This is a genomic window from Allopseudospirillum japonicum, from assembly GCF_900108915.1.
GTDB lineage: Bacteria > Pseudomonadota > Gammaproteobacteria > Pseudomonadales > Halomonadaceae > Pseudospirillum > Pseudospirillum japonicum.
The window spans coordinates 1-20,912 of sequence record NZ_FNYH01000005.1 but is presented as its reverse complement, the minus strand read 5'-3'; the positions used below and the strand labels follow the sequence as shown (position 1 = coordinate 20,912).

The 20,912-nt window shown below is 42.0% G+C and carries 13 protein-coding genes, 3 tRNA genes and 1 rRNA gene; 12 read left to right on the top strand and 5 right to left on the bottom strand.

The genetic code is table 11. The annotated features are described in order from the left end of the window. The first annotated feature begins 1 nt into the window (after position 1). From BMX05_RS06090 to BMX05_RS06080, 3 genes are all read left to right on the top strand, one after another. Entirely contained in the window at positions 2-2,329 is a 2,328-nt protein-coding gene (locus tag BMX05_RS06090) for an efflux RND transporter permease subunit (RefSeq protein ID WP_093309083.1), read from the top strand. A gap of 82 nt (positions 2,330-2,411) precedes the next feature. Continuing rightward, entirely contained in the window at positions 2,412-4,424 is a 2,013-nt protein-coding gene (locus tag BMX05_RS06085) for a sensor histidine kinase (protein ID WP_093309082.1), read from the top strand. Between the two features lie 10 nt (positions 4,425-4,434). After that, positions 4,435-6,465, top strand: a complete 2,031-nt coding sequence (locus tag BMX05_RS06080) for a 7TM-DISM domain-containing protein (protein ID WP_093309081.1) — start codon at positions 4,435-4,437, stop codon at positions 6,463-6,465. On the opposite strand, the gene BMX05_RS06075 is transcribed toward BMX05_RS06080, so the two are convergent. Together BMX05_RS06075 and tsaD are read right to left on the bottom strand one after the other, a co-directional pair. Next, a complete protein-coding gene (locus BMX05_RS06075; protein ID WP_245710496.1) occupies positions 6,398-6,823 on the bottom strand; it encodes a 3D domain-containing protein in 426 nt (141 codons plus the stop codon). The genes BMX05_RS06080 and BMX05_RS06075 overlap by 68 nt on opposite strands. Before the next feature lie 73 nt (positions 6,824-6,896). Next, positions 6,897-7,922, bottom strand: a complete 1,026-nt coding sequence (gene tsaD, locus BMX05_RS06070; protein ID WP_093309080.1) for a tRNA (adenosine(37)-N6)-threonylcarbamoyltransferase complex transferase subunit TsaD — start codon at positions 7,920-7,922, stop codon at positions 6,897-6,899. 515 nt (positions 7,923-8,437) lie between these two features. Here tsaD and rpsU point away from each other — a divergent pair. From rpsU to BMX05_RS06040, 6 genes are all read left to right on the top strand, one after another. Further along, positions 8,438-8,653 (top strand): 30S ribosomal protein S21, encoded by a 216-nt coding sequence (gene rpsU / locus BMX05_RS06065; protein WP_093309079.1) that lies wholly within the window; start codon positions 8,438-8,440, stop codon positions 8,651-8,653. Positions 8,654-8,866: 213 nt separating this feature from the next. Beyond that, entirely contained in the window at positions 8,867-10,714 is a 1,848-nt protein-coding gene (gene dnaG / locus BMX05_RS06060) for a DNA primase (protein WP_093309078.1), read from the top strand. Positions 10,715-11,045: 331 nt separating this feature from the next. After that, positions 11,046-12,938, top strand: coding sequence for an RNA polymerase sigma factor RpoD (rpoD, locus tag BMX05_RS06055; protein WP_093309077.1), 1,893 nt, complete (start codon positions 11,046-11,048; stop codon positions 12,936-12,938). 57 nt (positions 12,939-12,995) lie between these two features. Further along, a tRNA-Met gene (locus tag BMX05_RS06050) sits at positions 12,996-13,072 on the top strand. 77 nt (positions 13,073-13,149) lie between these two features. After that, positions 13,150-13,225, top strand: a tRNA-Asn gene (locus BMX05_RS06045). Positions 13,226-13,257: 32 nt separating this feature from the next. Beyond that, a tRNA-Asn gene (locus tag BMX05_RS06040) sits at positions 13,258-13,333 on the top strand. A 96-nt stretch (positions 13,334-13,429) separates the two neighbouring features. Here the strand turns inward: BMX05_RS06040 and BMX05_RS06035 are convergent. Then, complete coding sequence (locus BMX05_RS06035; protein WP_245710493.1) at positions 13,430-14,737, bottom strand: M18 family aminopeptidase; 1,308 nt, start codon at positions 14,735-14,737, stop codon at positions 13,430-13,432. Positions 14,738-14,933: 196 nt separating this feature from the next. On the opposite strand from BMX05_RS06035, the gene BMX05_RS06030 reads away from it, so the two are divergent. Further along, positions 14,934-16,994: a carboxy terminal-processing peptidase gene (locus tag BMX05_RS06030; protein ID WP_093309076.1), complete on the top strand. Its 2,061-nt coding sequence runs from the start codon at positions 14,934-14,936 to the stop codon at positions 16,992-16,994. A 52-nt stretch (positions 16,995-17,046) separates the two neighbouring features. On the opposite strand, the gene topA is transcribed toward BMX05_RS06030, so the two are convergent. Next, positions 17,047-19,677: a type I DNA topoisomerase gene (topA, locus tag BMX05_RS06025; RefSeq protein WP_093309075.1), complete on the bottom strand. Its 2,631-nt coding sequence runs from the start codon at positions 19,675-19,677 to the stop codon at positions 17,047-17,049. Positions 19,678-20,138: 461 nt separating this feature from the next. On the opposite strand from topA, the gene BMX05_RS06020 reads away from it, so the two are divergent. After that, positions 20,139-20,360 (top strand): hypothetical protein, encoded by a 222-nt coding sequence (locus tag BMX05_RS06020; RefSeq protein WP_093309074.1) that lies wholly within the window; start codon positions 20,139-20,141, stop codon positions 20,358-20,360. A gap of 32 nt (positions 20,361-20,392) precedes the next feature. Then, positions 20,393-20,719, top strand: coding sequence for a hypothetical protein (locus BMX05_RS06015; RefSeq protein ID WP_093309073.1), 327 nt, complete (start codon positions 20,393-20,395; stop codon positions 20,717-20,719). A gap of 97 nt (positions 20,720-20,816) precedes the next feature. Here BMX05_RS06015 and rrf read toward each other — a convergent pair. After that, positions 20,817-20,912, bottom strand: a 5S ribosomal RNA gene (gene rrf / locus BMX05_RS06010); the annotation flags it as partial.

The window sequence follows — 20,912 nt, the reverse complement described above, 5'->3', positions numbered from 1 at the left end:
CATGCACCTTTCTGATTCTATTTCTGCTAGCGAGTCGTGGTTTGAGAATATTTTATTTAAACACCGCCCCTTTTGGTTATTTATTTTAACCTTTATCAGTCTGATGTTAGCCGCACAAGCAATACAAATTCGCCCACAAGCGAGTTTTGAGAAGCTTATTCCCTTACAGCATCCTTATATTGAAAACCTCATGCAACATAAGGATGATTTACAAGGTTTAGGGAATAGCTTACGCATTGTTTTAAGCATTAAAGATCAGAATAAAGATATTTTCGATGCAGATTATTTAGAACACTTGCGCCAGCTGCAAGACGAAATTATTTTTCTTGCGGCAACAGATCCCGCACAGGTGAAATCTTTATGGTCACCTAGCGTGCGCTGGACTGAAGTAACAGAAGAAGGCTTTGCTGGTGGTAGTCTTATTCCAAATACTTATGATGCTTCTCTCGCTAGCTTACAACAAGTGCGCGAAAATATTTTAAAATCTGGCCAAGTCGGTATTTTAGTCGCTAATGATTTTCGCTCTGCGTTAATCCAAGCTCCCTTACTACCAGTAGAACTAGATTATCAAGCGCTGGGCGAGCAACTAGAACTTTTACGTGATAAGTACTCTAACCAAACCTATCAAGTTCATATTATTGGTTTTGCCAAATTAGTTGGTGATTTGATTGAAGGCGCAACCCAAGTTGGAACCTTTTTTATTGTCGCTTTTATCATCACAGGGTTATTACTTTACGCCTACTCTCGTTGTATTCGTAGTGCTTTAATTCCACTATTTTGTTCTTTTGTTGCTGTTATTTGGCAACTTGGTTTATTACATTTATTAGGCTTTGGTTTAGATCCTTATTCTATGCTAGTGCCTTTTTTAGTTTTTGCCATTGGAGTTAGTCACGGCGTGCAAATGGTCAATGCGATGGTCATTGAGGCTTCACATGGTGCAAGCACATTACAAGCTGCACGCCAAGCTTTCAGAAGCCTTTATCTTGCTGGCATGTTAGCACTCATTTCAGACGCCATAGGTTTTATGACTTTATTCTTTATTGAAATTCAAGTCATTAAAGAACTGGCTCTTGCAGCAAGTTTGGGGGTTGCTATTATTATCATTAGTAATTTAATTATGCTGCCTCTGATTATGTCTTATGCAGGTATTGGTAAAAAAAGTTGCCTACATGCGCAACGTCAACGACAAATACATTCCCCAACGTGGCAACTCCTTGCACAAGCCAGCCATGCAAAAATTGCACCTATTTCTTTAGCATTAGCGCTACTTATAGGGATAATGGGTTTATATGGTAGTAGCTTCTTGAAAATTGGTGATTTAGACAAGGGTGCTCCAGAACTTAGACCTCACTCTGTTTATAATCTAGATAATGCTTATATTACAGACAAGTATGCAACTTCTGCAGATATTATGGTCGTTATGGTAAAAAGTGCTCCCCAAGCTTGTGTTACTTATCCGGTATTAGCAGGAATAGAAGCACTGCAAGCAGCCATGCAAAATGTCCCTAGTGTCCAAAGTAGTGTCTCACCTGTTAATATTGCCAAGCGTGTCATTTCTGGATTTAACGAGGGCAACTTAAAATGGCAAGCTTTATCGAGCAATCAATTTATCTTAAATAATGCTATGAGCCAGCTACCTACAGGTATGATGAATAACCAATGTGATTTACTACCTGTTATCTTATATTTACAGGATCACAAAGCACAAACCCTCACCCAAGTCACGCAAGCGGTAGAAGCTTTTGCTAACCAATATCCAAGTGATGAAGTCGAGTTTTTATTAGCTGCTGGTAGTGCAGGTATTGAGGCCGCTACCAATGCCGAAATAGAACATGCACAGTCTTTTATGCTTATTTTTGTTTATATTGTAGTCTCTTTATTAGTCTGGTTTAGCTTTCGCGATTGGCGCGCTGTTATTTGTATTATTTTACCTTTAGGCTTAACCTCAGTTCTTTGCCAAGCTTTAATGGCAGCTTTAGGTATCGGTGTAAAAGTAGCTACCTTACCTGTCATTGCTTTAGGTGTTGGTATCGGTGTAGATTACGGAATTTATATTTATGCTCGCTTAATACAATATCAAAAAGAAGGCGAGTCTCTTACACAAGCCTACTATCACACATTAAGATCGACGGGAAAAGCCGTCAGTTTTACTGGTTTTACACTCGCTTTGGGTGTTTTTACTTGGATCTTCTCACCTATTAAATTCCAAGCAGATATGGGTATTTTGTTAACCTTTATGTTTTTATGGAATATGTTAGGCGCACTTTGGTTATTACCTGCCTTTGCACATTATCTATTAACAGACAAAATCCAAGGATCAACTCACTAGATTTCTTGTTGACTTTAGCATAATCCATTACACTCAGGTGCATTTCATTCCTTCTGAATCGCTGGTACTAGGATAGCCTGATATGAAAATGCGCCTGCTCATTTGCTTAGGCTTGATGCTGGTAACCTGTGTACCTCGTGCTTGCTTTGCTTTGGAATACCAAGTCATTCAGCCTGACGCTAGCACCTTAAATATTCAAAGTTGGTATTTTTGGACGCCCTCGCCAAGCAACGCGAACATTCAACAAGCTTTGACCACTTGGCAAACTCAAGGATTCCACCATAAGCAAGCGTCCTATCTTAACCTAGGCTTAAATATACCAAGCACCTGGGTAAGCATTCCCTTGATTAACTTAAATCATCAACAGAGTATCTTCTACTTAACCTTAAAAGAAGCTTATTTAGAGCATATCAAAGTATTTCTTTACTATCCAGATGTTGAAAAAATACACCTTATTGAACAAGGCAACTTTCTTGCTTACCAGCAAGATAGAAACTATAAATTGCCTATTTTTAAAATCAAGCTTCCGCAATATCAGAAAGTCTTTATTTTTATCTATGCAGAATCAAACTATGGTTTAGTTCTAGATGCATACCTTGATACAGAACCCTACTTACTCAGTGGAATCAATACCACAACCAAATATCTAGGATTTTTTATTGGCTTACTCGTACTGGCTATTGCATATACTTTTGCTTACTGGGCTATTCAGCGCCAATCCATTTATTTGATTTTTTATTCTTTATACCTATTGACATTCACCTTGGCCAATTTGTCTTTAGCTGGCTGGATCAGCTATTTATTTTCCGAAAAATCTTTTGGATTTACTTTAGGGCACATCCTAACCCATATTAGTTTAATCCTTATGCTGGAGGCACTGATTTGGTTTCATCAACTGGAGAAACGTTGGCCTAAACTGTATTTTATAAACTTAATTAGCAACTTAAGTTTTGCCGCTTATTTTTACTTTTCTTTAATTTATGTAAATTATTTAGAAATTGCCCACCTAATACAATACTTTATTTTATGGAACACCTTGCTTGGAAGCTTTATCAATCTTTACCAATACATGCAAACTGGATCAAGAACGAACTTACTTGTGCTTTGCTCCTTTGCAATGATTCATAGCATTTATATACTTCATGCTTTTAGCCTACTTAACTGGATACAGCTAGAATTTTTATTTGATGAGACTCTCTACTTTTCTGCTGCAAGTGTCCATATCATACTATCTACCTTAGCTATTATTTATCATGCACATTCTTTAATCAGAGCCCATGAACAAGAAAAGGAATGTTTAATTACAGAGACTCAAGAGCTTAGAATCAAGTTAGAGCAAGAGGCTGCTAGACGGACTTATCATCTTACCTTAGAAGTACAAGAAAGAAAAAATTTACATACTTCTTTGCAAAAGGCTTTAACTGCTGAACGTCTAGCCTATCACCAGCAAAGCCAGTTAATTTTGGCCATTGCTGCACAAATGCGTTCCCCTTTAACTCATCTTGATTTAGGTATTAACCAATTAAAATGTGATACCCAATTGGCTCATAAAGAGGACCAGCGTTTACAACGATTACAATCCAACGTTGCACGCATTAAAGAGTCAATTAACCAATTCTCTTTTGGCGACAAAATTTCATACCTTTTTCAAGACACTCAAGAAATTTTACTGCCTGAACTTATTCAACAAGAAATTGCAGATTTTGAGCCCTCAGTCATTGCCCGCCTTGATATTCATTTACCGCCTTGCGCTCCAATACAAGGTAATCCATTTCTAATCGGTACAGTGATTCGCAATCTTGTAGAAAATGCGGTCAAATATTCACAGAAAAATACAAGAGTCCATATTTTAGGAAGCTGCAAAAACCATCATTACGACTTAAAAATTCAAGATCAAGGCATAGGTATCCCAAAAGAATCACTTGCTTTTTTATTTGAGCCTTATTACCGTGCTTTAGGTAGCAACCAACAAAAAGGCACTGGTTTAGGCCTTGCTATTGTAAAACGTATTACGGACGCTTATCATATTGATATTCAAGTAACATCTGTAGTTAAAAAAGGCACCTGTTTTCGTTTATCTTTTCCAACCAAATAAAAAGCTTATTATGCATAAGTCCAGTGACCGTTTTATAATTTTCATCCTATTTTTTTTGTATTCTAGCAGTATACAAGCCAGCGCAGATTTTAACGATATCACATCTAAAGTCACTAATCTTGATACTATCTTTTATTATAAAGAAGATGCGAAAGAACCGCTGAGTGCGGCAGATGCTTATCAACTATGGCAACAAGGTTCATTTAAGCAGAGTGAGGTTAAACCTAAAATTAGTCTTGGCTTTCATCGTCCTCCTATTTGGATCGCTTTACCCCTAAATCCTAAACAGGATTTACAACAACCTTGGGAAACCTATTACTTAGAAATAGGTGAACCTTTTTTACGTCATCTTACTATTTACCAGCTCACTTCACCCAACTCCTTAGAAAAGCTAAAGCAAGGTGAATTTATTGCTTACCAACAAAATTATAAGCACCCTAACCCTTTAATTAAAGTGCGCTTCAATCCTAAGTACCAGAGTTTATTTTTAATTCGTGTGCACACAGAAAGTGCTTTTTTGTTTCTCGCACGCTTGTACACAGAAAACACTTTAAAAAAAATATCCATTATTGAAAATTTTAGCCTAGGGATTTATGCAGGTATAATTTTTATCGCCAGTATTATCAGCTTGATTTTTTGGCTAGTACTTTATCCTAGGCAGCATCTTTTTATTTACTATTCCATCTATTTAATTTCCAGCTTATTAGTCACTTTATTTTTAAAGGGGTGGTTACCTTATTTTTTAGATAACCCAAATCTTAGTTTACACTTAGGACGCCTAAGCATCCTCGTTGCCGTCATTGCAAGCTCACAGACTATTGCTCATTTCTATCATTTACCTGAAAAGTATCCGACATTCTACAAGCTTTATATAAAAAGCTTACTCATAATTTCCTTTTCACTAACTCCATTAATTATCTCTGATTTTTTTCTAGCTGGTAATTTATCAAACACCTTTGTTTTAACATCCACTTTAATTGACTTAGCCATTATACTCTTTTTTATTTTCAAACAAAAAGAAATCCGTAGCTTCTTTTTGCTTGCCTCATTCACTTCGATTAATGCTTATGGTTATCTGCAAGTTCTATCCATAATGAATATCATCCAAGTTCCAGAAATATTACTGGGATATTTTTATCAATCATTACATTTACCCAGTTTATTTTTACATATTATTTTTAGCGCGCTTGCTATCTATATTTATTTAAGAAAAATCCAAAGTAGTCGCATCGAACAAAGTAAACAATATCTTAATAATGAAATTTATGCTAAACAGGAAGCACACAAAATTATTCACCAGCGCCAAGCTAGTTTAAATCAAGAAATTCAACAATCCATCCGCATACGCCAACAGCTACAAGAAGCACTTCAGAATGAAAAAGAAACACGCCAACAGCAAAGAAACTTTATTGCTATGTTATCACATGAAATACGCTCGCCTCTTGCTAGCTTGCAGTTTGGCTTACAGGGTTTACAACGAAAAACACCACAACATCAGGCCAACATCCAGAACTTAGTCAGCTATATTGATAGTATTGAAAAAGCCGTGGACACTTTCACTTTTAATGACCGCCTACAGAATCTAAAAGAACATATACAGTTTCCGATTGATGAAAAGGAGTTTCATACACGCCTATACACTTTAAAGAGTGTATATCCTCAAACGCAAATTGCTTACCAACTTGACAGCCAAACCCAACCTATTTATGGAGATATGGGTTTACTGGTAGAAGCTTTGGCAATCAGCTTACAATATTTGCATGAAGCTTATGCTTGCCAAAGCTTTTATCTTTACCAACATATCACAGATCAGAATCATCAGCTTGGTATTACCAGCGTGAGCTCTAAGAAAAACCCTCCGTTTTCTTTATCCACATGCCTAGACAAAGTTTTATTAATTGTGCAAGCACACCAAGGGCGTTTGCAAAAAACGACCCTACCTTGCCCACAAGGCCAACAAATTAATATTCATTTTAGTTTGCCGATTCATCCTGATTTTCAACCCAGCGAATTGTCACTTGACGTACTCCCCAAGTCTTAGCTGCTTGGGTATTTTCTCCCATGTAAATATCAATTTTGTTTTTCCAGCGTTTATTCATTTTATCTAGCACTAAATATTCGCCATCCAAACCTTCAATCGTTACTGGTGTTTGATAAGTTAAACCTTGTGCGAGTAAATCTCGCGAAACAGCTATCGCTTTCATACCAGGGCGTAACTCATCTCCCCAAGCCGCTAGGGCCGGATGCTCATCTGTTTGTTCACCAATGGAATTGTAAGCGGAAGCGGTCACAGTCAATGTTTGGATATTTTGTGGTGCAGAAGAGGAAGTTTGGCTATCACAACCAAGCATCAAAGCAAAACAGCTAGCCAAAACAAATATTCTAGGCTGATAATGCATATTTTTTCTCCTATTGATTTATAACCTATATCAGCCTATCGATTTTTAATATTAAAAACAAATCAGAAGATAGCTACAAAGGTGGTAATTCTGTTAATGGCCAGCGTGGACGCAAAGGTGTTTCTAGATCATCACTTTGACCCGCTTGCAAACGACATGCGCCCGCATAAGCTATCATGGCGCCATTATCTGTACAAAATTCAGGACGTGCATATTTCACTTGGGCACCCATGCCTGCAAGACTGGCTTGCAACCGAGTGCGTAAGCTTTGATTGGCTGAAACCCCGCCTGCAATGACCAAAGATTTCAATCCTGTAGCTTTTAAAGCACGTTTGCACTTAGCAACCAAGGTATCAACAACCGCTTGTTGAAAGCCTGCCGCAATATCGGCAATGTCTTGTGGTTGCAAGGCACGCTCGGCGGCCAGTTGGCGCGTGAGCGTCAAGGTGTGCGTTTTTAAACCACTAAAGCTAAAATCTAGCCCTGGACGATCTAACATAGGACGCGGGAAACGAAAGCGATCTGCATTGCCTTCTGCAGCGCATGCAGCAATTTTAGGTCCACCAGGATAGCCTAGACCCAGCATCTTGGCCGTTTTATCAAAAGCTTCGCCAGCTGCGTCATCCAAAGACTCACCCAAAAGCTGATATTTGCCAATCCCTCGCACTTCAATTAATTGGGTGTGGCCGCCGGAAACCAATAAGGCAACAAAAGGAAAAGCTGGGGGATTAACTTCTAATTGGGGAGCCAGCAAATGTCCTTCCATATGATGCACGCCTAACACAGGCACTTGTAGCGCAAAAGCTAACGTTCGTGCGCACATAGCGCCTACCATTAACGCTCCAATCAATCCAGGTCCTGCGGTATAAGCTATGCCATCGATGGCTTGCGGTTTTAGCTTAGCTTGTGCTAATACCTGATCGATCAAGGGCAAGATGCGCTGAATATGATCGCGTGAAGCTAACTCAGGCACGACACCACCATAAGTTGCATGGAGCTTAATTTGTGAATATAACGCATGTGCTAATAAACCTTGCTTTGTATCATATAACGCAATGCCGGTTTCATCACATGAGGTTTCAATACCAAGTACGCGCATAGCTTATGCCTTTATTGCAGTGCCCAACATCAAATATTAAACAGCAAAGATAACATATTCTCCTAAGTTAGATGGCTAGATCAGCCGTCTTGAGAGCAAACTTTAACAAAGCCCACAGAATGTTAAGAGTATTTGCAACTTCTAGGGCCTAAGGGTAGAATGCTCGACTCTTAACCTTTTGCGAGATTTGGGCTTTGGTAGCAAGACCCTCAACCACAAAAGCGTATCTGAGAAAAAAAGATTTAAAATCAAGCTGATGCGTCGGGAAACCACGCCTGTATAAAGAGTTCCTCGGTAACTTTACTTGTCAGCGCAAGTGTTATCTTCCAAGGTAAGCTTGGTGCTTATTTGAGGTCGCAGAAAGTAACTTGCTCCTGTATTTGAGCATTTTGTTGAGACATAGGACGCAAGTGTTTCCATTATGAGGTAGCACTCCCGCAACCTCGATTCATGCTAGTGACGGGCGTGCTGGGTATTCGATTTTCAATTAACTTTATAAGGCAGGTGATTTCTTAATGCCCTCCGTCAAAGTAAAAGACAACGAGCCATTTGACGTTGCATTACGTCGTTTCAAGCGTTCATGTGAAAAAGCAGGCATTCTTGCTGAAGTGCGTCGTCGTGAGTTCTACGAAAAGCCGACTTCTGTACGTAAGCGCAAAGCTGCAGCTGCGGTTAAACGCCACTTGAAAAAGCTACAACGTGAGCAGCGTCGCTTCGAGCGTCTTTACTAAGCTCAACCAATCAACTCGAGTCACTTCGGGTATGGGCCTAGGTTTTTGTTCGAAATTTAGTGCCTGAAGTAAGCGAGTTATTTTTAACTCGCTTACTATCAATCTTCCAATAACATACAACAGATGTATTTTCCTTTCCTATCTTGGTAGGCATCCCGCGCTGGTAAGCACTTCGGTGTCGTTAATTAAGCACTCTTGGTGTGAGTAGGCACTATGGCAGGCCGCATTCCTCAGTCCTTTATCGAAGACCTACTTGAACGCACGGACATCCTAGAGGTTATCGGCAAACGTATTCGCCTTAAAAAAACAGGGCGTAATTACAGTGCTTTATGTCCTTTTCATCAAGAGAAAACACCGTCTTTTAGCGTGAGTCCAGATAAACACCTGTATCACTGTTTTGGCTGTGGTGCTTCCGGTGATGCGATTAATTTTGTCATGGACTATGACAAACTGGATTTTCCCGAAGCGGTTGAAAGCCTCGCCCATGATTTAGGATTATCCTTACCGCAAACGCAAGCTCCTCAAATATCGACTGCCCAGCTGACCCAACGCCAACGTGGACACCAGCTTTTAACTCGGGCAACAGATTTTTATCGCCAACAACTCACGCACGCAACACAAGCGCAAGCTTATTTAGGGACACGTGCGCTTTCTGCAGAGATACAAGCACGCTTTGCACTGGGCTATGCGCCGCCAGCTTGGGATGCCCTCAAAACGCACTTATTACAAGCCGGCTTTAGTGAACAAGAACAAATTCATGCAGGGACGCTTGTACAGCATGAGCAAGGGCGCACCTATGACCGTATGCGCCATCGGTTAATTTTTCCTATTCGCGACCGTAAAGGCCAAGTGATAGGTTTTGGTGGCCGAGTCTTAGATGAAAGTAAACCTAAATATCTTAACTCTCCAGAAACTGATTTTTTCCACAAAAGCCAAGCCTTGTATGGCCTATATGAGGTGCGCCAATCCGCAACCCAACTGAAACGTTTAGTCTTGGTTGAAGGTTATATGGATGTGCTTGCCCTTGCAGATGCAGGCATTCCCTATGCGCTGGCCACTTTAGGCACCGCAGTAACAGCAGAGCATTTGCAACAAGTATTTCGTCTTGTGACAGAGGTTGTCTTTTGCTTTGATGGCGATGCTGCAGGATTACAAGCCGCTGAACGTACTTTGGCACAAGTGCTACCTTTATTGTACGACGGACGCCAAGCACGCTTTTTATTTTTGCCTCAAGGGGAAGATCCAGATTCGCTAGTGCATAAAGAAGGTGCACAAGGCTTCGAACAACGCCTAGTCCATGCGATGCCTCTAGCGGAGTTTTTAATTCGTCACCTGAGCCAAAACCTTAATTTACACACCCTGGATGGCGGCGCTCAGCTCGTCCATAACGCTCTACCTTTTGTCAACAAGTTACCAGAAGGTATTTTGCGCCATGTCATTATCAGCCGCCTATCCCAACTAAGCCAACTCGACCAACAGGTGATTCAACAATGGCTGGTGGCACATGCCAATAAAGCTAATCCAGTGCCTGCAACACCCACACAATCTTCAAGCAAGTCCTTGGGCACTCAAGCACCTGTTCCCCAAGCATTTCGCAAAACACCTTTACCCTTACTCACCTTAGGACAACGTGTTTTAAAAAGTTTATTAGAATGTCCACAACTTGCTTTACAGCAAGCTGAAAAACAAGAAAAAATCTTCCGTGCCTCTCATGAATTTACTTTTGAAGAACAACAACTTGCCTTTGATATGTTAGCGTTTATTCGTAGTTTCCCACAGGCCAGTTATGTGACTTTATTAGCCCATTGGCAAGGTACCACCGAAGGCCAAATTTTAACGTATTTGGCACAAGCTTTGCGTAAACTCTCTTTGGAGCAAGCACAGTTAGAATATCAAGATCTCTTACATCAATTGGAACAAAAACTGCATGCCCCACAACGTGCACAACGCTTACAATTTTTGCTCACGCAAGCCCAAAGTGGCCACCTAGCGGCAGACGAAAAACAAGAGATGTATCAGTTGCTCAGACAAAAAAATACAAAAAAAGCAACAAAATGTTGATTTTATAAAATTTACGACTATTTATATAGGGCGCTTTAACTCAACCTCTGGGTTTAATCCCTAACATCAACACCTTCTTGGGTGTTATCCACTACCTCACTTCGGTAGTTCCTAGAACTAAGGCCTAGGATAATCATGCCTTACACTAAACCAAGACTAAGCAAGCTTCGTGGAGTGAAAATTGGCTCATGTATTTTCTCGCTTTGTCATACACCTCCAAGGTGTATTATTTGACTTTTGTTAAACAAAGCTGATAGGATTTTGAGCTTGTCACTTTTTTCTCTCCCCGATATCACATCCACATTCTGCAACAATTTGAGATAGGGTTTCTATGGCCGGAAATGAGCAGCAGTCCCGCTTAAAGGAGTTGATCGCCCGCGGAAAAGAACAGGGGTACCTGACCTACGCGGAAGTCAATGATCACCTACCCGAGGACATTTCCGATCCCGACCAAGTCGAAGACATCATACGTATGATTAAAGACATGGGGATCAATGTGTCTGAAGAAGCCCCTGATGTCGAAGATTTATTGATGACAGACGGTGATTCTACGGATGATTCTGCAGCTGAGGAAGCTGTGGCCGCACTTGCTGCGGTGGAATCGGATGCAGGACGCACCACAGACCCTGTACGTATGTATATGCGTGAAATGGGTACGGTTGAGCTTCTCACCCGTGAGGGCGAAATCTCCATCGCCAAACGCATCGAAGAAGGGATTCGTGAAGTGATGGCTTCTTTGGCCTATCTTCCAGGCACAGTACGCACGATTGTTGATGCTTACGAGGATGCCCAAGGCGAAAATGGCCGCTTAAGCGATGTATTCACTGGCTTTATCGATCCAATTGAAGTCGATTTAAATGCCGCCGCTGAGGTGGAAATTAATCCTGCAGACTTACGCGATGATGAAGTCGAGGAAGAAAAAGAAGACGAGGACGAAGAAGACGAACTCAGTAGTAAAGATGCGGAAGCAAGCAGTGATGATGAAGATGAAGGCACACAAGAAAGTGGCCCAGACCCTGAAGAAGCTCGCCTACGCTTTGGCGAATTAGCCCATCAGTTAGCTTTAGTGGAAACAGCGATTGCGCAACATGGCTATGCAAGTTCACAAGCAGAACAAGCGATGCAGCGCCTTGCCGAACTATTTGCACCTATCAAATTAACGCCCCGCTATTATGAACGTCTGGTCGACACAGTACGTGATAGTGTGGAATTGATTCGTAGCCAAGAAAAGCTGATTATGCAACTTTGCGTACGCAAAGCACGTATGCAACGCAAACTCTTTATTCAAAGCTTCCCAGGTCACGAGACTGATGCGCACTGGGTCGATCAGTTTATTAATAAAGGGGATGCCGTTGCTGCCAAGCTTGCTGTATTCAAACCTGACATTTTACGTGCACAAAAGCGGATTCGTGAGCAAGAAGAAGGTCTACAGCTTAACGTTGACCAAATCAAAGAAATCAACCGACGTATGTCGATTGGTGAGGCCAAAAGTCGCCGAGCCAAAAAAGAGATGGTTGAAGCCAATTTACGTTTGGTGATTTCGATTGCGAAAAAATATACCAACCGTGGTTTGCAATTTCTAGATTTAATTCAAGAAGGCAATATCGGCTTGATGAAAGCGGTAGATAAGTTCGAGTTCCGCCGTGGTTACAAGTTCTCAACTTATGCCACTTGGTGGATACGGCAAGCGATTACTCGCTCGATTGCCGACCAAGCACGTACCATACGTATCCCAGTGCACATGATAGAAACGATCAATAAAATCAATCGTGTACAGCGGCAAATGCTCCAAGAAATGGGGCGTGAACCGACACCAGAAGAACTAGGCCTACGCCTGGATATGCCGGAAGATAAAGTACGTAAGGTGCTGAAAATTTCCAAAGAGCCTATTTCCATGGAAACGCCTGTGGGTGATGATGATGATACTCATCTTGGCGATTTTATCGAAGATTCTACGATGGAATCCCCCGTTGATGCGGCGACGGTCGAAGGTCTAACCCAAGCCACACGCGATGTTTTAGGCAGCCTGACCCCACGTGAAGCCAAAGTCTTACGCATGCGCTTTGGGATTGATATGAACACAGACCATACCTTAGAAGAGGTAGGTAAACAGTTTGATGTCACCCGTGAGCGTATCCGTCAAATCGAGGCCAAAGCTTTGCGTAAATTGCGTCATCCATCACGCTCTGAGCCTTTGCGTTCGTTTTTAGAATATAACGAATAATTTTTAGTTTTCTACTTGACAGCGGCACAAATTTCATTATAATTTGTCGCCGTTGTTGGCTATGTAGCTCAGTTGGTTAGAGCACATCACTCATAATGATGGGGTCGCAGGTTCGAATCCCGCCATAGCCACCATTGCAAATCAAGTTGAATTAAACTTGACAAGCAAAAAAAAAGCGCTATAATACGCGCCATCTTGAAAGCTAAGATGTTCCTCGATAGCTCAGTCGGTAGAGCAGTTGACTGTTAATCAATTGGTCGCAGGTTCGAGTCCTGCTCGAGGAGCCAATAAGCCTACAAGAGATTTAAGCATATAAAGTTCCTCGATAGCTCAGTCGGTAGAGCAGTTGACTGTTAATCAATTGGTCGCAGGTTCGAGTCCTGCTCGAGGAGCCAGCTTAAACAAATACCACCTTCAAGGTGGTTTTTTTGTTTTTAGGGTACTGATCTGCCTAAGCCCCTAGTAGATCGATAACTAGGAGCTCACCGTGATTAACTTTCTACCTTTTGCTGATGCAAAGACACTAAAGCCTGATACAAATAATAAGCATCATCTGCTCCCATAGTTTCACGAATTGAGTGCATCCCCCATTGAGGCACCCCGACATCTAAGGTGTTCACACCAATCTCACTTGCACTAATCGGGCCTAAAGTGCTACCACAAGCCAAATCACTACGCATACTAAAAACTTGCACTGGAACTTGCGCTTGCTGACAAGCCCAACGAAATACAGCACTGGTTTCGCTATTGGTAGCATACCTTTGATTCGCATTAAACTTAATCACTGGCCCTTGATTGAGCTGTGGTGCATGCAAAAGATCATGGCGATCAGCAAAATTTGGGTGCTGTGCATGCGCATTATCACAGGAAATAAATAAGGATGCGGCTAGCATTTGCTGATAATCCCTTTCTTCTGGTGCAAGCTTGCGCAATACATGTGCCAAAAACGGCCCGTGAGCACCAGCACAAGAGGCGCTGCCCACTTCTTCATGATCCATACATACCAGCATTAATGTCTTATGGCTTTCAGGTGCTGCTGTGAGCAAGGTTTGTAAGCCAACATAACAGGAGACAAGGTTATCCAAACGCGCGCTGGCAATAAACTCTTGATTCCATCCCCAATAACTCGCTTTTTGCGTATCATATAAAGACAGCTCATAATCTAGAATTTGTTGAATATCTTCTCGTGCAAGGGCGTGTTGTAAAAAGTCTTTAAAATCTAAGCTCTCATCCTCAGCTTGCATACAAACCGCTGGCAGATGTAATTGTGCATTCACTTCACGCCCTTTATTGGCTTCTCGGTCTAAATGGATTGCCAAACTTGGAATACAAGCGATAGGTGCTTGTGCATCCCACAGGCACGAAGTGATTTGACCTGCAGAATTTAGATAAGTAATACGTCCAGCAAGCGAAAGTTCGCGATCAAACCAAGGATTCAGTAAAGCTCCCCCATAAACCTCAACCCCAAGTTGTACACAACCTTGGCTATAAATCAGCGGATTAGGTTTTAATTTGAGACAAGGACTATCTGTATGCGCCCCCACAAAACTTATACCTGCTTGATGCAATGTATCACCTTGATACACAAAGGCGATAAGTGCTGAATCATTACGCGTAATATAATAGCCTTGACCTGAGACCAAAGACCAAGGGTCCTCTAGTTTAAGCTCTTGAAAACCTTTTGTTTTCAATGCCAATTTTAATTGGGCAACGGCATGAAAAGGCGTTGGCGCTTGATCTAAAAATTCCAGCAAATTTGCATTAAATACTTGTTTATCGATATGCATATTGGCAGACACTGAAACCTTCTCCTAGCAAATTAGTAGCTACATCTGATACTTGAGGTATTGCGACATTTTGTGTCGCATAACATACAAATCGTACCTAACGCCGCCTAGAATATTAAAAATTCATCCATATAGGCAGGCAACCTCAGTCAAGGCGAGTATACTCCCTGAAGCTATCGCTTGTCGCAGATTGATAAGGAATCCTTATATGCTTCGTTCGTCCTTTATCTCACGCACTCAGTCTAATTTTTGGACCCGTGCTTGTTTACTACTTCTTTTTGCATTGTCATCCACCGCAAACCAAGCGGCTACCACACCCTTGCAGCCAACGGAAGAACACGCACAAACAGCACGAGAAATTACTCGTCAATTAATGGACGAGCATTACGAGCGCTTAACGTTAACTTCATCCTTACAACAGCAAGTTTTTGAACGTTATCTAAGTGCGCTAGATAATAATAAAGCTTTTTTCTTAGCAAAAGACGTTGATGAGTTTTCAAGCCAACTACCACAAATCAGCGCCGCTATTCGTGGTGGTGAGCTTGAGCTGCCTTTTAAGATGTATCAGCGCTTGCAAACACGGATGACACAAAGACTAGAACAAGTGCTCAAGCATCTTGCTCAACCGCATAAATACTATCGTTTCGATCAAGATGAGTTTTTACAGCTTGATCGTGAACAAGCCCCTTGGGCAACCTCCTCGAAAGCCTTAGATACCTATTGGCGTCAACGCGTGACCCATTCTTTGATTGGACTTAAACTTGCGGGCAAATCCTTGGAAGAAGCGGCCGAGCTTTTAAGTAAACGCTTCCGCAACCAACTCAATCGCATTCATCAAACCAATAGTGAGGATGTCTTCCAAAGCTTCATCAATGCCTACACTGGGGTGTTGGACCCACATACCCAGTATCTCTCTCCACAACGGAGTGAATCCTTTAATATTCAAATGAAGCTCTCTTTAGACGGCATCGGTGCGATTTTAAAGTCTGAGGATGAATACACCAAGATTGTTAGTTTAGTTCCAGGTGGCCCTGCGGAAAAATCTGGTTTACTCAAACCGACAGATAAAATTATCGGTGTAGGCCAAGGGGTAGATGGTGAAATTGTCAATGTGATTGGTTGGCGCTTAGATGAAGTCGTTGAGCTGATTCGCGGGCCAAGAGATACCCTAGTGCGTTTAGAAATTTTACCCGCCAAAAGCTTAGATACGAGTGTTTCCAAGATCATTAATATTCGTCGCAATACGGTGAAACTCGAAGATCAAGCGGCACAAAAAAGTATGCTAGAAATTATGCGTGATGGTCAAACTTATCACGTTGGCATTATTGAAATTCCTGCGTTTTATGTAGATTTTGAAGCTTGGCGTCAAGGAAAAAGTGATTACCGCAGTACCACACGCGATGTATTAAATCTGATTCGTGAATTACAACAAGAGGGAATGGACGCTTTAGTTATTGATTTGCGTAATAATGGTGGCGGTGCATTGCAAGAAGCTAACTCCTTGATTGGCCTATTTATTAATCGCGGACCAACAGTGCAAGTCAGAGATGCACAAGGACGTGTTTCTGTCATGGGCGATCCAGATCCACAAGTGGCTTATGAAGGCCCCTTGGCTGTACTTGTCAACCGTTTAGCAGCTTCCGCCTCAGAAATTTTTGCCGGTGCCATTCAAGATTATGGCCGTGGTCTTGTCTTAGGCAATCGCACCTATGGTAAAGGCACGGTACAGGTTCTGAATGATTTGCAGCATGGTCAACTGAAACTCACGCGCGCTAAGTTTTATCGCATTTCTGGTGATAGTACACAAAAGCATGGTGTTGAACCCGACTTAAGCTTCCCGAATCTTTTTGATGAAAATGAAATTGGCGAAAGCGCACTAAAACAAGCTTTAGAATGGGATCAAATTCCTAAAGTAAGACATGCTTTTTATCAAGATTACCGCCCCTTATTAACTGAATTACGCCAACGACACCAGAAACGCAGTCAAGAAGATGCCAACTTCCGCTATTTAGTACAACAAGTTGCTTTCATGCAAGCACAGCGCCAACAAACTCAGGTTTCTTTAAATGAAACCGTTCGACGCCTGCAAAGAGAAGAACGTCAGCAACATTTACTCGATATTGAAAACCAAAGACGTGTCAGCTTGGGTTTAGATGCTTTGACACAACTTGAGCATCAGGAGGAAGAAGATGCACTATTAGCAGAAGATGCACAGCAGGAAAGCGCAGAAATCCTCGTCGATATGATTTTATTGAGCACACGCCAATAAATCAAAAAGCAGGTACAAGCCCCCTCTTCTTTAGAGGGGGCCTTAACAAACGTTATTTCTTACGTTTATCCTCAACTAACCAAGCTTCACCATTCCATAACGCCCGCCATCCAGTGGCTTTACCTTCCACTTCACTCATCACATACTGAGTTTTTGTTTTACGGCTAAAGCGGATCACTGCGGGATTCCCGTCTGGATCCTGCGTTGGTGCAGAGAGTAAATATTGATATTTGCTATCTAATGCCCGTTCATGTGCAAGGATTTCCAATACCTTAGGTGGACGTGTTTCGCGATTACGCGGAAACTGACTAGCTGCTAAAAAGAGGCCACTGGCTCCATCACGCAATACATAATGATCTTTCACCTTTTCACACGCCAACTCAGGCATGGGAATTGGATCCATTTTAGGTGGTGCCGCTTCACCATTTTTAAGTAATTTACGTGTGTTTGTACAGGCTGAGTTAGTACAGGCAAAGTATTTGCCAAAACGCCCGCTCTTTAATTGCATATCTTGGCCACATTTATCACATTCGATCACAGGGCCGTCATATCCTTTAATACGAAAACGCCCTTTTTCTACAGTATGGCCATGACAATCCGGATTATTACCGCAAACATGTAGCTTGCGTGTTTCATCAATGAGGTAGGTATCCATTGCCGTGCCACACACATCGCAACGACGTTTGGCGCGTAATGCATTCACCTCTGCGTTTTCATCTGCATCTGCAGCAATGGCTTCCTCACCAGGAAGTAAATTAATTGTGGTTTTACATCTTTCTTTCGGTGGTAATGCATAGCCAGAACAACCAAGGAACACACCCGTCGAGGCTGTTCTAATTTGCATATGACGGCCACATGTTGGACACTGGATCTGGGTATCTACAGGCATATTAGGGCGCATGCCTTGTTCCGCCTGCTGTAACTGTTGGCGAAAATCTGCATAGAATCTATCTAACAAATCTTTCCAAACCTGCTGACCGACTGCCACCTCATCCAGTGCATCTTCCATACGTGCAGTAAAACCATAATCCATCAAATCCGTAAAGGATTCATGCAAGCGATCAGTCACAATATCGCCCATTTTTTCCGCATAGAAACGCTTGCTTTCTAAACGCACATAGCCGCGTTCTTGGATGGTGGAAATAATTGCCGCATAGGTTGAAGGGCGACCAATCCCACGTTTTTCCAACTCTTTTACCAAACTGGCCTCGTTATAACGTGCAGGTGGCTTGGTAAAGTGCTGCTGAGGTAATAAGTCTTTTAATGCTAACGCATCCCCTACTTGTAAATCTGGCAAGCTTTGGTCTTCTTCCTTGCGCTGTGAACTCGGTAAAACACGCATAAAACCGTCAAATACTAAAACACGACCACGCACTTTTAACTCATAATCGCCCGCATCAATTTGGATGCTAGTGCTGATAAAATCAGCTGCCGGCATTTGACAGGCGACAAATTGACGCCAGATAAGCTCATACAAACGCAAAGCATCCGCTTCCATCCCTTGTAAATCGGCTGCTTGCCAATGGACATCTGAAGGACGAATTGCCTCGTGTGCTTCTTGTGCCCCTGTTTTACTCGTATAGACTTGCGCTTGTTGCGGCAGGTAAGTTTGCCCCCAAGTTTGCTCAATAAAGTCACGACACATTTGTAATGCTTCTTGCGACAGATTTGTTGAATCTGTACGCATATACGTAATATAGCCTGCTTCATACAAACGCTGGGCTAACGTCATGGTTTTTTTCACAGAAAAACCTAAACGAGTACTCGCCGCTTGCTGCAAAGTCGAAGTAATAAAGGGGGCACTTGGACGTGTTTGGGTTGGCTTATCTTCTCGCTTAGCAACGACAAAATGCGCACTTTGTAAAGCATCCACAGCCACTTGGGTTTCTTGCTGTGTTTTAGGCTTGAACGCTTTTCCTTGATACTTAACCACCTGACTTAAGATGGGTTCTACATCTGCATGTGTTTGTAAGCGGGCCTTTAAATCCCAGTACTCTTCAGGAATAAAAGCACGAATTTCTCGCTCACGTTCTACGATCAAACGCACTGCCACAGATTGCACTCGGCCTGCCGATAAACCACGCGCCACCTTGCTCCACAACAAAGGTGACACCATATAGCCAACGACACGATCAAGAAACCTGCGTGCTTGTTGTGCCTGCACCCTATGCATATCTAAGCTGCCAAAATGACTAAAAGCCGATTGGATTGCTTTTTTGGTAATCTCATTAAAGACTACACGTCGATAGCGCTGTGGATCCCCACCTATCGTTTCCCGCAAGTGCCAAGCAATCGCTTCTCCCTCACGGTCTAAGTCGGTCGCCAGATAAATATAATCCGCCTCTTGTGCCAGCTTGCTTAATTCGGCAACCACTTTTTCCTTACCCGGCAAAATCTCATAATGTGCTTGCCAGCCTTGCTCTGGATCTATCCCCATACGTCCAATCAAGTGTTCATGTGCCTTTTGGCGCTTATATTCTGCCTTTTGTTCAGGCGTCATTTTACGCGTTGCTGCCGCCGCACGTGCTCTTTCACTGGGATCGCTTTTTGCCTTGGCGCTGCCACTGGTGGGTAAGTCACGGATATGGCCAACGCTCGACTTGACGATATATTCACTGCCCAAATATTTGTTAATCGTTTTCGCCTTCGCGGGTGACTCAACAATAACTAGTGATTTTCCCATACCCCTTCAAAACCCCAATTCGTGCTAAAAAATACCTGAGAGAAAATACGGCTGCGCATTCACTGAGCTTTAGGATTAGAGCAGCATCCCCTAGGTTCCCTTGTTGATGCAGTTTAAGACCTGAATGACTAAGCGATTAGCCGCGCACTACAAAAGAGAGATACCCTACCTTAGGCGCTCTATAACTTCCAGTCTTGTCTCTACTTGTAGGCCTATTTTGTGGCGGAAATTTTTAAATTTTGTCACATAAATCACAAAAATAACTTTATTTGAAAATATTTAACAGTTACCACAAGCTGCAATATTAATTTTTTCTAGATCAAAGAGTTAGCAACTGGCTTTACAGACTAAATTTTGTTGATACCTGATCTAAATCAAGTTTTTTCTAGCAAACAAAAAAGTTACTACATATACTCAAACTAGGTGACACAAGAGTTAACAGGGGGTTAAGGAGACGAAAAATGAAAACTAAAAATGTGGGCCTTGCTCTGTATTATATTTTCCTTGCCATTTGTCTCGTTAGTATGGCGGGTGTGCAGATTCTATTTTTTGACTACACTTGGTCTGTGACTGTCATGGTGATTGCAATTGAGTTTATCCTTGTAAGTTTACTGGCTTATTTACCTGAATTGTGGCGTTTTCACTGGAAAAAGGCACCTCTCGTCTCCATAGCTAAGTTGTAACAACATATATTTATTAGGGAGTAAATACTTGTATGGCACAAGATAAAGAAACTCTGATTGACGTTTGGCACAAGCAGTTTCAGACAAGTTATCAACCTTTTAATGAGCTACAGGCTTTGTGGCTACGTAATTTAGAAGAGATGATAGAGTTTGAGATTAATGCAATGCATACTTATACCACAGCTTGGTTAGCCTTATGCAAAACTTGTGTGAGCCCGCAAGATGTACAAGATTTACCCCAAATGGGTGAATCTTACATGACTGCTTGGTGCCAGATGAATAAAGCCTTGCTTGAACACGCACAAGAACGTCAACGTCGTGTTATTAGCTTCCGTGAAAAGATTAATCAAGTCTTGTAAAAGTATCTGGTTGGATTGTCCTTGCAACTTGGTTTTTTAATTAGCATGCAAACGCAAAAAACCCCCAAGCAGATGCTTGAGGGTTTTTCTGTTAGGTACTTGACGATAACCTACTTTCACATGGGGAGACCCCACACTATCATCGGCGCGACGCGGTTTCACTGCTGAGTTCGGCATGGATTCAGGTGGTTCA